This is a genomic window from Cellulomonas sp. P1_G12_2 (assembly GCF_056405535.1).
Genome location: NZ_JBFUBX010000001.1, coordinates 1,161,853 through 1,175,643, shown reverse-complemented (window position 1 = coordinate 1,175,643; position 13,791 = coordinate 1,161,853). Strand labels below are relative to the sequence as shown.

Genomic DNA, 13,791 nt, shown 5'->3' with positions numbered 1-13,791 from the left:
GCTACTGGACCTGTGCGGGCCGGTCGCCGCCGAAGTACCTGTTCCGGAAGTCGCCCTCGGGGAACGTGGAGTCCGCCGTGATGCGCCCGGTCAGCCCGCCCTCGTCGAGCCCGACGCGCACGATGACCCCGACGCCGTGCTCGGCGCAGGCGGGCAGCAGGTGCTCCTCGGGCTGCTGGTGCCACGCGTTGTAGATCACCTGGACGGTGTCGACCGTGCCGCTGCGGACGAGCTCGAGCGCGTTCTCCGGCTGGTAGTCGTTGATCGAGACGCCGAATAACCGGATCTTGCCCTCCTGGCGCAGGTCGGCGATCGTCTCCAGCCAGTCGCCCCTGCCCACCCACTCGTCGCTCCAGACGTGGAACTGCAGGACGTCGAACGCCTCCAGGCCCGACGCAGCCAGGCTGGTCTCGAGGCTCGCGCGGATGTGGTCGCCGGGGAACGTCTCGTCCGGGTGCAGGCCGTCCGGTGCCGGCCAGATGCCGTTCTTCGGCGGGACCTTCGTGGCGACGAGCACGTCCGGGTGGTCCCGCAGGACGCCGCCGACGATCCGCTCGCTCTCGCCGTAGCCACGCGCGGTGTCGATGAAGGTGACGCCCAGCTCGATGGCGCGGTGCAGCGCCGCCACCGACTCGTCCTCCTGCGCCCCGATCCACGCCGAGGCACCGATGCCCCACGCGCCGTACCCGATCTCCGAGACGGTCAGACCCGTCTTCCCCAGCTGGCGGTACTCCATGCGCACTCCTCGTCAGGTCCGTCCCGGTCGTCGGCGACGCTACCCACCCTCCCTCTCCCCGGACCGCTGCGCGAGCCGCTCCCCGCCGTCCGCTCGCCCGGCCCGCCCGTGCGCTGACCGGGGCCGATGCATGTTCTTCGGTCAGATCGCCGTAATTTCTCACCCGCACGGGGTCCCGTGCCGATAGGACCATGGGGGCAGAGACTTACCGACGCCAGACGGGACCGCTCCCCCAGCGGGCATCGTCGCCGCAGGAGGTAGACCGTGACGAGTCAGTATTTTGCACCGACGCCGATCACGGGCGTCGCCGCCCTGACCACCCGTGAGCGTGTGGTCCTGGCGCACCTGAGCGAGGACATCACGCTGCAGGACATCGCCGAGCGGCTGTGGGTCACCCGGAACACGGTGAAGTCCCAGCTCCGCAGCGCGTACCGGAAGATGGGCGTGTCCACGCGCGCTGACGCCGTGGCCTGGGCGCGGGCGCACGGTATCTGAGCCCCCGCAGGACCCACCGCCAGGGACGTAGTTCCCACCCGTGTGACGGGAATCTCACCTGCGCTGGTACACATTTGACAGTCGCGGAGCGCGTCGGTTTCACTGCCTCCGGGCGTCCTGACGCCCCCACCCCGGCCGTTCGAGGCCCGGGGGGTCGTCGGCTCCGAGCCGACGCACGACGAGAGGTCGACCGATGGACACGCGCATGACCCGCACCCGGACTGCCGAGCCCGCTGGGCCGGCCGTCATGTGTGCCGTGCGCCTGCGTGCCTGTCCGACCTGTTGTCAGCACTGACCTGCTGACAACCCCCCGTGCCCACCGGGCACACCCGTAGCTCCCCTCGCCCGCGCGATCACCTGCGCCTGGCGTCCCCCCACGCAGCCCCGGCCGTCGCCGTGACGGCCCGCACCCAGGAGAACCCATGTCCGAGTCCGTCCCCGTCCTCCCGCCGAAGAGCAGCGGCAACCGCACCGGGCTCATCGCCGGCATCGTCGTCGTGGCCCTCGTGATCGTCGGCGCCATCGTCTTCCTCGCCACCCGCGGCTCGTCCGACGAGCCCGCCGCCTCGGGCGGCTCCACCCCGGCCACGGTCGTCAAGCTGGGCACCACCGACGTGTCGCAGCCCCACTGGGAGATCCTCAAGGACCTCGCCGCCAAGGAGAACATCGACCTCGAGATCGTCGGCTTCTCCGAGTACACGCAGCCCAACCCGGCGCTGACCGAGGGCGAGATCGACCTCAACGCGTTCCAGCACATCCTGTATCTGGCCGACCACAACAACAACACCGGTGACGACCTGCAGCCGATCGGCTCGACGCTGATCGTGCCGCTGCCGCTGTACTCCGAGAAGCACCAGGAGGTCAGCGAGTTCACCAAGGGCGAGCAGGTGGCGATCCCGAACGACGCCACCAACCAGGCGCGCGCACTGTTCGTGCTCGAGAGCGCGGGGCTCATCACGTTCACCGGCGAGCCCAAGGTGCCGACCCCGGACGACGTCGACACCGCCGCGTCGACCGTGGTGGTCCGCTCGGTCGAGGCCTCGCAGACCGCCGGCCTGATCAGTGACCCGGACATCGCGGGCGTCGTCGTGAACAACAACTTCGCCTCCGACGCCGGCTTCGACCTCGACGGCTACGTGTACGCGGACGACCCGTCCTCTGCCGGGGCCCAGCCGTACATCAACGTCATCGCGGCCCGGCCGGACGACGTCGACAACCCGGTGTACCAGCGGATCGTCGAGCTGTACCACGACGCCACCGTCGCCGACTCCGTCGTCGAGTCCTCCGGCGGCACCGCGGTGATCGTCGAGGGCTACGACGCGGCGAAGCTGCAGCAGGTCCTGAAGGACACCCAGGTGAACCTCAAGGCCGCAGGCTGATCCCCCGCCCGGGCAGGGACACCCCCGCACCGTCCCTGCCCGGGCGCACCCTCTGAGAGGCAGTGCGTGTCCCCCATCATCGAGTTCCGCGACGTCAGCAAGGTGTTCGAGTCCCCGTCGGGACCCATCCGCGCCGTCGACGGCGTCGACCTGTCCATCGAGGCCGGCGAGGTCTTCGGCGTGATCGGCTACTCCGGCGCCGGCAAGAGCACGCTGGTGCGTCTCATCAACGGCCTCGAGCGGGTCACGTCCGGGCAGCTGATCGTCGACGGTTCCGACGTGGCGACGCTCAGCGAGCGCCAGCTGGAGCTCAAGCGCCGGGACATCGGCATGATCTTCCAGCAGTTCAACCTCTTCTCCTCCCGCACGGTGGCCGGCAACGTGGCGTTCCCGCTCAAGGTCGCCGGCTGGCCCAAGGCGGACCGCGACCGCCGGATCGCGGAGCTGCTCGACTTCGTCGGCCTCCTGGACCGGGCGCACTCCTACCCCGACCAGCTCTCCGGCGGTCAGAAGCAGCGCGTCGGCATCGCCCGCGCGCTCGCGGCGTCGCCCAGGATCCTGCTCGCCGACGAGTCCACCAGCGCGCTCGACCCGCAGACCACGCAGGACGTGCTGCGGCTCCTGCGCAAGGTCAACACCGAGCTGGGCGTCACGATCGTGGTGATCACGCACGAGCTGGAGGTGGTCCGCGCGATCGCCGACCGGGTCGCGGTGCTGGAGGACGGCCGCGTGGCGGAGCACGGCACGGTGTTCGACATCTTCACGCAGCCGCAGGCGGAGGTCACCCAGCGCTTCGTGTCCACGGTGGTCCACGACCGGCCGCGGGGAGCCAACCTGGAACGCCTGCGCCAGACGCACGAGGGCCGGATCGTCACCGCCACCATCGCGGACGGCAGCCGGCTCGGTGCGATCCTCGCCTCCGCCGGTGCGCTGGGCGTGACGTTCGAGATCATCTACGGCGGCATCGGCACCCTCCAGGACCAGTCGTTCGGCTCGCTGACCCTCGCGCTCGACGGGCCCGACGAGGCCGTCGAGACCGTCGTCGGACGGCTGCGCGAGGTCACGACGATCGAGGAGGCGTCCTGATGCGCTCGCTGCTCCCGACGGCCAACGAGTTCGACTGGTCGTTCCACGGCCCGAAGCTGGTCCAGGCGCTCGGCGAGACGCTCTACATGGTCTCGGCGACGCTGCTCATCGGCGGGCTGCTCGGCCTCGGTCTCGGTCTCGCGCTCTACACCACCCGACGCGGCGGGCTGCTGGCCAACCGAGCGGTGTTCGGGGTGGCCAACCTGCTGGTGAACATCTTCCGGCCGATCCCGTTCCTCATCCTGCTCATGGTGATCGCGCCCGTGACCGTCGGCCTGATCGGCACGCGCCTGGGCAGCACCGCCATGATCGTGCCGCTGTCGTTCGCGGCGACGTTCGGCGTGTCCCGGATCGTCGAGCAGAACCTCGTCGCCATCGACCCCGGCATCATCGAGGCGGCGCGCGCGACCGGAGCGAGCCGGTGGCGGATCGTGAGCACCCTGGTGGTCCCCGAGGCGCTCGGTCCGCTGATCCTCGGGTTCACCTTCGTCTTCGTCGCCATCGTGGACATGTCCGCGCTCGCCGGCACGCTCGACGGTGGCGGGCTGGGTGCGTTCGCCCTGGACTACGGCTACAAGCGGTGGAACTACGCCGTCGTGTGGATCACCGTGCTCGTGATCATCCTGCTGGTCCAGGTGGCGCAGGCGATCGGCAACCGGCTGTCCCGACGCGTGCTGCGCCGCTGACGTCCTGAGCGCGTGTGGGTGCCGCGGGCCAGGATGGCGTCGTGCCCCAGGACCTCAGCGCCGTCCCCTGGCCCGTGCGCACCGCACGCCTCTGCCTGCGCCCGGCGACGCCGGACGACGCCGACGCCATCTGGCAGGTCCGCCGGCGGCCTGGCGTCGACGAGTGGCTCAGCCACGACGTCGGCGACCGGGACGCGTACGTCGCCCGGCTCCGTGACCCCGACCGCCTCGCCGTCACGCTCGTGATCGAGCTCGACGGCCATGTCGTCGGCGACCTGATGCTGCAGGTCGAGGACTCCTGGGCGCAGGGCGACGTCGAGCGTCCGCAGCAGGCGACCCTGGGCTGGGTGCTCGACCCCGACCACGGCGGGCACGGCTACGCCACGGAGGCGGTCGCCGAGCTGCTCCGGATCAGCTTCGAGGACCTCGGGCTGCGCCGGGTGCGGGCGTACTGCTTCGCGGAGAACGCACCGTCGTGGCGCCTCATGGAGCGGCTCGGGATACGTCAGGAGGAGCACAGCGTCCGGGACTCGCTGCACCGCACCCGGGGCTGGCTGGACGGCTACGCGTACGCGCTGCTGGCCGACGAGTGGCTCGCGCGGGAGTGAGCCCCGAGCGGTGACCGCGCCAGCGGCTCCCCCGGGGGGTGCGCCTGATCCCGGTTCACCCTCCCGTCCGGCGTCCTGGGGGTATCCCCCGAGGCGGACGGTCCCCTCTGCACACGACCGTGGGTGTGCAGGAACGGACCGGAGGAGCGCACGGTGTCGACGACCACGAGCGGGACGAGCAGGCCGCGGGGGTGCCCGTGAGCCTGTTCGTCGAGCTGGTCGGCTTCCTGGCGTCGGCCGTGTCGCTCGTCCTCTGGTGGCCCCAGGCCGTGCGCGTGTGGCGCTTCCGCCACGACCCGAACGGCCTGGGCGGCGTGTCCGTCCCCACCCAGGTCCTGCTGCTCGCCAACGCCGCGCTCTGGGCCGTGTACGCGCTGCTCACGGAGTCGTTCTGGGTGGGGGCGCCCGGGCTGGTGAACGCGCCCCTGGCGGTCGGCACGATCGCGCTCGTCCGACGATCTCGAGTGCCGCGCGTGTACGAGGAGGCGGTCCGCTAGCGCCCGTCCGGCGCCGGTTCCTCGAACCGCGCGAGCCACCGCCGCAGCACGCGCTCGAGCTGCACGACGTCCTCGGGCTCGAGCGCGTCGAGCAGGCGCCGCTCGTTGGCCATGTGGGCGGCGAAGGCCGCGTCGATGACCTCCACCCCGCGCGGGCTCAGGGCGACGACGCGCCCGCGACCGTCCTGCTCGCTCGGTCGCCGCGTGACGAACCCCGCGCGTTCGAGCCGGTCGATCCGCTTCGTCATGCCGCCGGACGTGACGAGGGTGTTCTCCGCCAGGTCCCCGGGGGTCCGCTCGTAGGGGGCACCCGCGCGCCGCAGGGTCGCGAGCACGTCGAAGTCCCCCTCGCTCAGGCCGTGCGCCCGGTACACCGCGACGAGCTCGTCCGTGAGGTGGCCCGCCACCCGGTGCAGGCGGCCGATCACGCCCTGCGGCCGGACGTCCAGGTCAGGACGCTCGCGCGCCCACGCCTGCTGGATGAGGTCGAGTCGGTCGGTCACGGGGACGACATTACCTTCCAGGCAAGATACTATGTCTTCCATGGAAGATAATCGGTGGCGCTGGTCGCTCCTCACCGCGATCGCACCCGTGGCCTGGGGCACCACGTACGTCGTGACACGCCACGCCCTGCCCCTCGACGCACCGCTGTGGGGGTCGGTGCTGCGCGCGCTGCCCGCCGGGCTCCTGCTCCTGGTCGTCTCGCGGCGAGCACCTCAGGGATCGTGGTGGTGGCGGTCCGCGGTGCTCGGCACGCTGAACATGGGCGCGTTCTTCGCCCTCGTCTACGTCGCGGCGCAGGCGCTGCCCACGAGCGTCGCGTCGACCGTGATGGCCACGTCGCCGGTGGCGATGATGCTCGTCGCCTGGGCTCTGCTCGCCCAGCGACCCCGGCTGGTCGCCCTGGCCGGCGCCGCTCTGGGCCTCGTCGGGGTCGCGGCGATGCTCCTGCCGGGCGGCACGGAGGTGAGCGCCGTGGGCGTCCTCGCCTCGGTGACGGCGATGCTGATGTCGAGCCTCGGCTTCGTGCTGGCCACCCGGTGGAGCGCCGGCGTCGACGTGGTGTCGTCGACCGCCTGGCAGCTGGTCGCCGGCGGCCTCGTGCTGCTGCCGTTCGCCGTGGCCGTCGAGGGCGGACCGCCCGCGCTCGACGGTCGCGCGCTGCTCGGCTTCGCCTACGTCTCGTTCGTCGCGACGGCGGTCGCCTACCTCGCCTGGTTCACCGGGCTGCGGCACCTTCCTGCCAGCACGGTCGGGCTCCTGGGCCTGCTCAACCCGATCGTGGGGGTGCTGCTCGGGGTGCTGTACGCGGGCGAGCGGCTCACCGGGGTGCAGGTGCTGGGGGTGCTGGTGGTGCTCGTCGGGGTGCTCCTCGGTCAGCCCTCCCTGCGGGCGCTGGTCGCCCGGCGCCGCGGCCGAGGGACTGCGGGGGCGAGCCCCGCCGCGGCGCCGCTTGTAGGGTCGCGATGAACCACGAGCCGTCGTGACGGGAGGGGCACGCCGTGCAGCACGTGCACGTCTTCCTGCTGGTCGCCGGGGCTGTCGCGGTCACCGCGGTGTGCCGCAGGAGGGGGTGGCCGGCGCCGCTGGTGCTCGTCGCCGTCGCCATCGTGGTGTCGTTCGTGCCAGGCGTGCCGCGGTTCGAGATCGACTCGCACGTCCTGCTCGAGTTCGTCCTCCCGCCGCTGCTGTACTCCGCCGCGCTCTCCAGCTCGTACCGCGACTTCCGGACGTCGCTGAACTCGATCACCCGGCTCGGCGTGGGGCTCGTGCTGGTCAGCGCGGTCGCCGTCGCGCTGGTGTTCTGGTCGCTGGAGCCGTCCGTCCCGTTCGCGGCCGCGCTCGTCCTGGGCGCTGTCGTGGCGCCGCCGGACGCGGTGGCCGCGGCCGCCGTCGGCAAGCGGCTCGGCCTTCCCCGCCGCGTGATGACCCTGCTGTCCGGCGAGAGCCTGATCAACGACGCCACGTCGCTGACCCTCTACAAGGTGGCCCTCGCCGGCGTGGCCACCGGCGCGTGGGCGTTCGCCGACGGGCTGGTCACGTTCGCGCTCGCCGTCGGGGTCGGCGTCGCGGTCGGGCTGGTGATCGGCTGGGTGGTGCACGCGGTCCGGCTGCGGCTGGACGACCCGGTGGTCGCGTCCGCGATCGGGCTGCTGACCCCGTTCGCGGCGTACTGGTCGGCCGAGGAGATCGCGGGCTCCGGGGTGCTCGCCGTCGTCGCGGCGGGGCTGTACCTCGGGCACACCTCGCCGCGGGCCGGCTACGCGACGCGGCTCTACGAGGAACCGATCTGGTCCACCGTCGACCTGCTGCTCGAGGCGTTCACGTTCGCGCTCATCGGCATGCAGCTGCCGTGGGTGGTGCGCGACGTCATCGCCTCCGACCAGGGCCTGCGCCACGGCGTGCTGGTCTCGCTGGTGGTCCTGCTCGTCGCCGTCCTGGTGCGGCCGGTGTACATCTTCGGCACCGCGCGGTTCGACCACCTGCGCATGCGCGGGAGCCACCGACCACCCCAGGACTCGCTGTCCGCGCGCGAGTCCGCCGTGGTGTCGTGGGCCGGGATGCGCGGCGTCGTGACGCTGGCGGCGGCCGCCGCGATCCCGGTGACCAGCGCGGGCGCACCGTTCCCCGAGCGGGCCACCATCCTGCTCGCCGCCTACACCGTCGCCATCGGCACCCTGCTGGTCCAGGGGCTGTCGCTGCCGTGGGTCATCACGCGGCTCGGCGTCGGCTCGGCGGACGAGACCGCGAGCGATGCCGCGCAGGAGGCCGAGGTCCGGGTGGCGACCGCCGACGCGGTGCACGACGTGCTCGAGCGCCAGCGGGACGACTGGAGCCGGGACCTCGGAGCAGAGCGCGCCGACGAGCTCATCGACCGGCTGTCCGGCGTCTGGCGCGCGCGGGCCACGGCAGCGGCCGGCCTGCTCGACCCGGACTCCGCCGACGAGCGCGTGCCCGACCGGCCGGACGGCACCGGGCCCTCGCGCCGTCTCTCCGCGGAAGAGGGAATGCGCACCCAGCGGCTTCGCCGGGAGATCGTCGCCGCGCAGCGGGAGGTGCTGATGGACCGGCGGGACTCCGGTGACCTGGACGAGGCGGTCATGCGGCGGATGATGCGCGAGCTGGACCTGGAGGACGAGAGCCTCGCGTCGTCATGGCTCACTCGCGTGCGGCCAACCTGAGACGTTCGGCCCATTCATCGGGCATGTCGGTTCCGTAGCGTCGTAGGCAGAGGGTCGCAGAGCGGCCCTGACCGGCCTCGACTAGGAGTTGAACGGTGACCGTGACCAAGCCCGACACTGCGATCGACCAGCTGGTGGCGAACGCCAGCAAAGCCCTCGACGAGTACGCCCGCTTCACTCAGGCGGACGTCGACCACCTGGTGAAGAAGGCGTCCGTCGCCGCCCTGGACAAGCACGGGGAGCTCGCGCTCCTCGCGGTCAAGGAGACCAGCCGCGGCGTCTTCGAGGACAAGGCCGTCAAGAACATCTTCGCGTGCGAGCACGTCACCAACTCGATGTCCACGCTCAAGTCGGTCGGCGTCATCAGCCACGACGAGCTGACCGGCATCACCGAGATCGCGGAGCCCGTCGGGGTCATCTGTGGCGTCACCCCGGTGACCAACCCGACCTCCACGACGATCTTCAAGTCCCTCATCGCGCTGAAGACGCGCAACCCCATCGTGTTCGCCTTCCACCCCAGCGCGCAGGCCTCGTCCGTCGCCGCCGCTCGCGTGGTCCGCGATGCCGCAGTAGCAGCGGGTGCGCCCGAGCACTGCATCCAGTGGGTGGAGTCGCCGTCGATCACGGCGACGAACACCCTCATGAACCACCCCGGCGTCGCGCTCATCCTCGCGACGGGCGGCAACGCGATGGTCCGCGCGGCCTACTCGTGCGGCAAGCCAGCGCTCGGCGTCGGGGCGGGCAACGTTCCCGCGTACATCGAGAAGACCGCGAAGCTCAAGCGAGCGGTCAACGACGTCGTCCTGTCGAAGGCATTCGACAACGGCATGGTGTGCGCCTCTGAGCAGGCGGTGATCCTGGACGACGTCATCTACGACGCCGCCATGGCCGAGTTCGCCATCCTGCACGCCTACCGGGCGAACGCCGCGGAGAAGGCCCTCCTGGAGAACTTCATCTTCGGTGTCGAGGCCGACGGCAAGAACTGCGCGGACGCGAAGCTCAACGCCTCGGTCGTCGGCCAGAGCCCCCAGTGGATCGCCGAGAAGGCCGGCTTCACTGTTCCTGCCGACACCTCGATCATCCTCGCCGAGGTCAGCAGCGTCGGCCCGCACGAGCCGCTGACGCGCGAGAAGCTCGCCCCGGTGCTCGCGGTCCTGCGCGCCGAGTCCACCGAGCACGGCATCACGCTGGCCGAGCAGATGGTGGAGTTCGACGGTCTCGGTCACTCCGCGGCCATCCACACCCAGAACGACGCCCTGACCGAGGAGTTCGGCAGCCGCGTCAAGGCTGTCCGGGTCATCGCCAACGCGCCCTCCTCGCTGGGCGGGATCGGCGACATCTACAACGCGTTCATCCCGTCGCTGACGCTCGGCTGCGGTTCGTACGGCTCCAACTCCGTGTCCAACAACGTCTCGGCGGTCAACCTGGTGAACATCAAGCGGATCGGCCGGCGCAACAACAACCTGCAGTGGTTCAAGGTTCCGGCCAAGACGTACTTCGAGCCGAACGCGATCCGCTACCTGGCCGACATGCCCGACGTCGAGCGCGTCACCATCGTCACCGACGCGACCATGACCACCCTCGGCTTCGTCGACAAGATCATCGACGTGCTCGGCCGACGGATGAACAAGGTCGCGCTGCAGATCATCGACCAGGTCGAGCCCGAGCCCTCCGTGAAGACGGTCCAGGCCGGCGCCGCGCAGATGCGTCACTTCAAGCCGGACACGATCATCGCGCTCGGTGGTGGCTCGCCCATGGACGCCGCCAAGGTCATGTGGCTGCTCTACGAGCACCCGGAGATCCAGTTCTCCGACCTGAAGCAGAAGTTCTTCGACGTCCGCAAGCGTGCGTTCAAGTTCCCCGTCCTGGGCGAGCTCGCGCAGCTGGTGTGCATCCCGACGACGTCCGGCACGGGCGCCGAGGTCACGCCGTTCGCGGTCATCAGCGACCCGGACGCCGGCAAGAAGTACCCGCTGGCCGACTACGCGCTGACCCCGTCGGTCGCCATCATCGACCCGATCCTCACGTCGAAGATGCCGCCCTCGCTCGCGGCGGACTCCGGCTTCGACGCCCTCACGCACGCCACCGAGGCGTACGTCAGCGTCTACGCCAACGACTTCACCGACGGCATGGCGATGCAGGCTGTCCGCCTCATCTTCGAGAACCTCGCGGCGTCCGTGAACGGCGACCCGACCGACCCGGCCACGCAGGACGCCCGGGAGTCGATGCACAACGCGGGCACGATCGCCGGCATGGCCTTCGGGAACTCGTTCCTGGGGATCGTGCACGCCATGGCCCACGTGGTCGGCTCGACCCACCACCTGGTGCACGGCCGCACGAACGCGACCCTGCTGCCGCACGTCATCCGCTACAACGGCACGGTGCCCACCAAGCTCACCAGCTGGCCCAAGTACGAGCACTACGTGGCACCCGAGCGGTTCCAGCAGCTCGCCGCGATGCTCGGGCTGCCGGCGGCCACCCCCGCCGAGGGCGTCGAGTCCTACGCGCTGGCCGTCGAGTCGCTGCGGGCGAAGGTCGGCATCCCGGCGTCGTTCCAGGCGCAGGGCGTGTCGGAGCACGAGTTCATCTCGCGCCTCGACGAGGTGGCGATGGGTGCCTACGAGGACCAGTGCGCCCCCGCGAACCCCCGCATGCCGATGATCGACGACATGAAGGACCTGATGACAGCGGCCTACTACGGCACCTCCCTGGAGGATGTCCGTGCCCGCCGCAGCGCGCAGCCCACCGACGAGCTGGAACCCCTCCCCGCCGTCTGACTGCGCACCCCGACGTCCCGCCCGCGCACGAGTGGGCGGGACGTCGGCGGCCGGCAGCCACTGCGGAACGGGATCCCCCCCCGCCCGGTGAGCGCCCGCCCCCCGACGCCCCGCCCGCTCACCAGCGCGCGGGGCGTCGGCCTGTCTCCGTCGGGCGTGTCGTCGGCCAGGCGGGCAGACTGTGGGACCGAACCTGCCCACGACTGCCACCGGAGGACGACATGCCCACCCCGACCCGCCCGCGACTCGCTCGTGCCGGCGCGCCCGTCATCGCCGCCCTGCTCGCCCTCGGCATGGCGGGGTGCTCCGACGCGGACATCGACGACGCCGCGCAGCAGGCCAAGGACGCTGCGAGCGACGCACGCAGCGCGATCGACGACCTCAAGGCGCAGGTCGACGACGCCAAGGCGGAGGCGGACGCCGCGCAGCAGAAGATCGAGGACGTCAAGGAGCAGCTCGGGTCGCTCGACGAGACGGCCCGGGCGCAGGCCGACACCGCGGTGGCCGACGCGCAGACGGCGGTGCAGGACGCCCAGACGGCGCTCGAGCAGGCGCAGGCCGAGGGCGCCGCCGCCTCGCAGCAGGCGCTGGCCGACGCCCAGGCACAGGTCGCGGACGCCCAGGCCGAGCTCGAGGCTGCCAAGGCGAACGCCGCCGGGTCGGCCGCGGACTCCCTCGACCAGCTGGCGCAGCAGCTCACCACGCTCGGTGACAAGCTGGAGACCGCCGCGGGCAGCTGAGATCGACGGCCGGTGTGACGTCGTGGCGACTCGTCGCCCTCGCCCGTTGCGCGACCACCCTCGACGAGCGACGCGGGCGTGTGCCCGGACGACGATTCGTTGCGTGGTGGTCGGGTGAAATTCACGCTCGTCGGCGCGGGCAGTTGTACGTAGCGCGGTCCGTGCCGATCTTCTAGGTATGGCCGAACGACAGGCGCAGCGGGTTCTGCGGCGACACCACGTGGAGTGGTGGATCGTCGCAGCCTGGGCGTCCCTCGCACTCGTCGTGGTCGCGGGTCTGACCGCCGCGACCGGACTGGTGAGCTGAGCGCTCCCGCTCCCGGACCCGTCACCGACGGGTTCCCCTCGAGGCACCGCCTAACCTTCTGGGCATGACAGCGCGCTGGCAGGACGTCGCCCGGGCGACGGGGCTCATGGGCGACGACGGAGTCCCCCGGGCCACGGTGTTCGCGGAGATGTCCGCGCTGGCCGCGCGCACCGGTGCCGTGAACCTCGGGCAGGGCTTCCCGGACGTCGACGGCCCCGCGTCGGTGGCCCGCGCCGCGCAGGACGCGATCGCGGCCGGCGCCAACCAGTACCCACCGGGTCCGGGCATCCCCGCGCTGCGCGAGGCGGTCGTCGAGCACCAGTCGTCGCGCTACGGCCTGACCTGGGACCCGGACCGCGAGGTGCTGGTGACGGCGGGAGCGACCGAGGCGATCGCCGCGACGGTGCTGGCGCTCGCCGGTCCGGGCGACGAGGTGCTGACGCTCGAGCCCTTCTACGACTCGTACGCGGCCGTGATCGCCCTCGCCGGCGCCACCCACACGACCGCGCCGCTGCGCGCGACCACGGACGGCTTCCGCCTCGACCTCGCCGCGCTCGCCGCCGCGTTCACGCTCCGGACCCGGCTCGTGCTGGTGAACACCCCGCACAACCCGACCGGCACGGTCCTGACGGTCGACGAGCTGACGGCCATCGCCCGGCTGGCGGTCTCCCACGACGCGGTGGTGGTGACCGACGAGGTGTACGAGCACCTGGTGCTCGACGGGTCCGCGAGCGCGCACGTGCCGATCGCGACGCTGCCGGGGATGGCGCAGCGGACGCTGACCATCTCGTCGGCGGGCAAGACGTTCTCGTTCACGGGCTGGAAGATCGGCTGGGTCACCGGCCCCGAGCAGCTGGTGACGGCGGTGCGGACCGTCAAGCAGTTCCTCACCTACGTGTCCGGGGCGCCGTTCCAGCCGGCCGTCGCGTTCGCCCTGCGGGACCCGGACGTCGCGGCGTGGGTGGTCGAGCTGGCCGGTTCGCTGTCCCGGCGCCGCGACCTGCTGTGCGCGGGACTGGAGGACGCCGGGTTCACGGTCGTCCGGCCGCAGGGCACGTACTTCGTGCTCGCCGACGCGGCACCCCTCGGGTACGACGACGGAGCCGAGCTGTGCCGCGACCTGCCCGGGCTGGCGGGGGTCGTCGGCGTGCCGGTGTCCGCGTTCACGCACTCCGGCTCGGACGTCGACCGAGCACTGCGGTCCTGGGTGCGGTTCACGTTCGTCAAGCGCGACGAGGTGCTGGCGCAGGCTGTCGAGGGGCTGCACCGGCTGCACCGCGGCTGACCCCGGCCAAGGA

The 13,791-nt window shown here is 71.6% G+C and carries 14 protein-coding genes; 12 read left to right on the top strand and 2 right to left on the bottom strand.

What is annotated here, in order from left to right; genetic code table 11:
• Position 1: 1 nt before the first annotated feature.
• Complete coding sequence (locus AC1DXT_RS05645) at positions 2-736, bottom strand: aldo/keto reductase (protein ID WP_477060360.1); 735 nt, start codon at positions 734-736, stop codon at positions 2-4.
• 264 nt (positions 737-1,000) lie between these two features.
• Between AC1DXT_RS05645 and AC1DXT_RS05640 the strand changes: the two genes are divergently transcribed.
• The 6 genes from AC1DXT_RS05640 (at position 1,001) to AC1DXT_RS05615 (ending at position 5,487) form a co-directional block, all read left to right on the top strand.
• A complete protein-coding gene (locus tag AC1DXT_RS05640; RefSeq protein ID WP_477060359.1) occupies positions 1,001-1,231 on the top strand; it encodes a LuxR C-terminal-related transcriptional regulator in 231 nt (76 codons plus the stop codon).
• Between the two features lie 422 nt (positions 1,232-1,653).
• A complete protein-coding gene (locus AC1DXT_RS05635; protein ID WP_477060358.1) occupies positions 1,654-2,610 on the top strand; it encodes a MetQ/NlpA family ABC transporter substrate-binding protein in 957 nt (318 codons plus the stop codon).
• Between the two features lie 66 nt (positions 2,611-2,676).
• A complete protein-coding gene (locus AC1DXT_RS05630) occupies positions 2,677-3,696 on the top strand; it encodes a methionine ABC transporter ATP-binding protein (protein WP_477060357.1) in 1,020 nt (339 codons plus the stop codon).
• Complete coding sequence (locus tag AC1DXT_RS05625) at positions 3,696-4,382, top strand: methionine ABC transporter permease (RefSeq protein ID WP_477060356.1); 687 nt, start codon at positions 3,696-3,698, stop codon at positions 4,380-4,382. The genes AC1DXT_RS05630 and AC1DXT_RS05625 overlap by 1 nt, the downstream gene beginning before the upstream one ends.
• Before the next feature lie 41 nt (positions 4,383-4,423).
• Positions 4,424-4,990: a GNAT family N-acetyltransferase gene (locus AC1DXT_RS05620; protein ID WP_477060355.1), complete on the top strand. Its 567-nt coding sequence runs from the start codon at positions 4,424-4,426 to the stop codon at positions 4,988-4,990.
• A 119-nt stretch (positions 4,991-5,109) separates the two neighbouring features.
• Positions 5,110-5,487, top strand: coding sequence for a hypothetical protein (locus AC1DXT_RS05615; protein WP_477060354.1), 378 nt, complete (start codon positions 5,110-5,112; stop codon positions 5,485-5,487).
• Here AC1DXT_RS05615 and AC1DXT_RS05610 read toward each other — a convergent pair.
• On the bottom strand, positions 5,484-5,990 hold the full coding sequence (locus AC1DXT_RS05610) for a MarR family winged helix-turn-helix transcriptional regulator (RefSeq protein WP_477060353.1): 507 nt from the start codon (positions 5,988-5,990) through the stop codon (positions 5,484-5,486). The two genes, AC1DXT_RS05615 and AC1DXT_RS05610, sit on opposite strands and share 4 nt — an antisense overlap.
• A gap of 40 nt (positions 5,991-6,030) precedes the next feature.
• Here AC1DXT_RS05610 and AC1DXT_RS05605 point away from each other — a divergent pair, with 40 nt between their 5' ends.
• The 6 genes from AC1DXT_RS05605 to AC1DXT_RS05580 all read left to right on the top strand — a co-directional run bounded on the left by AC1DXT_RS05605 (position 6,031) and on the right by AC1DXT_RS05580 (position 13,778).
• On the top strand, positions 6,031-6,957 hold the full coding sequence (locus AC1DXT_RS05605; protein WP_477060352.1) for an EamA family transporter: 927 nt from the start codon (positions 6,031-6,033) through the stop codon (positions 6,955-6,957).
• A 32-nt stretch (positions 6,958-6,989) separates the two neighbouring features.
• A complete protein-coding gene (locus tag AC1DXT_RS05600; protein ID WP_477060351.1) occupies positions 6,990-8,669 on the top strand; it encodes a cation:proton antiporter in 1,680 nt (559 codons plus the stop codon).
• 95 nt (positions 8,670-8,764) lie between these two features.
• Positions 8,765-11,446 (top strand): bifunctional acetaldehyde-CoA/alcohol dehydrogenase, encoded by a 2,682-nt coding sequence (gene adhE / locus AC1DXT_RS05595; protein WP_477060350.1) that lies wholly within the window; start codon positions 8,765-8,767, stop codon positions 11,444-11,446.
• A gap of 221 nt (positions 11,447-11,667) precedes the next feature.
• On the top strand, positions 11,668-12,186 hold the full coding sequence (locus AC1DXT_RS05590) for a hypothetical protein (RefSeq protein ID WP_477060349.1): 519 nt from the start codon (positions 11,668-11,670) through the stop codon (positions 12,184-12,186).
• A 178-nt stretch (positions 12,187-12,364) separates the two neighbouring features.
• Positions 12,365-12,493, top strand: coding sequence for a molybdopterin oxidoreductase (locus tag AC1DXT_RS05585; RefSeq protein ID WP_175346467.1), 129 nt, complete (start codon positions 12,365-12,367; stop codon positions 12,491-12,493).
• Positions 12,494-12,557: 64 nt separating this feature from the next.
• Positions 12,558-13,778 carry a pyridoxal phosphate-dependent aminotransferase gene (locus AC1DXT_RS05580; RefSeq protein WP_477060348.1) on the top strand — a complete coding sequence of 407 codons (1,221 nt, stop codon included), beginning with the start codon at positions 12,558-12,560 and terminating at the stop codon, positions 13,776-13,778.
• Positions 13,779-13,791: the final 13 nt, after the last annotated feature.

Bases quoted from the DNA above. Each gene is read 5' to 3' on its own strand.
- AC1DXT_RS05645 (WP_477060360.1), bottom strand. From the start codon at position 736: ATGGAGTACCGCCAGCTGGGGAAGACGGGTCTGACCGTCTCGGAGATC.
- AC1DXT_RS05635 (WP_477060358.1), top strand. From the start codon at position 1,654: ATGTCCGAGTCCGTCCCCGTCCTCCCGCCGAAGAGCAGCGGCAACCGC.
- AC1DXT_RS05625 (WP_477060356.1), top strand. From the start codon at position 3,696: ATGCGCTCGCTGCTCCCGACGGCCAACGAGTTCGACTGGTCGTTCCAC.
- AC1DXT_RS05605 (WP_477060352.1), top strand. From the start codon at position 6,031: ATGGAAGATAATCGGTGGCGCTGGTCGCTCCTCACCGCGATCGCACCC.
- AC1DXT_RS05590 (WP_477060349.1), top strand. From the start codon at position 11,668: ATGCCCACCCCGACCCGCCCGCGACTCGCTCGTGCCGGCGCGCCCGTC.
- AC1DXT_RS05585 (WP_175346467.1), top strand. From the start codon at position 12,365: ATGGCCGAACGACAGGCGCAGCGGGTTCTGCGGCGACACCACGTGGAG.
- AC1DXT_RS05580 (WP_477060348.1), top strand. From the start codon at position 12,558: ATGACAGCGCGCTGGCAGGACGTCGCCCGGGCGACGGGGCTCATGGGC.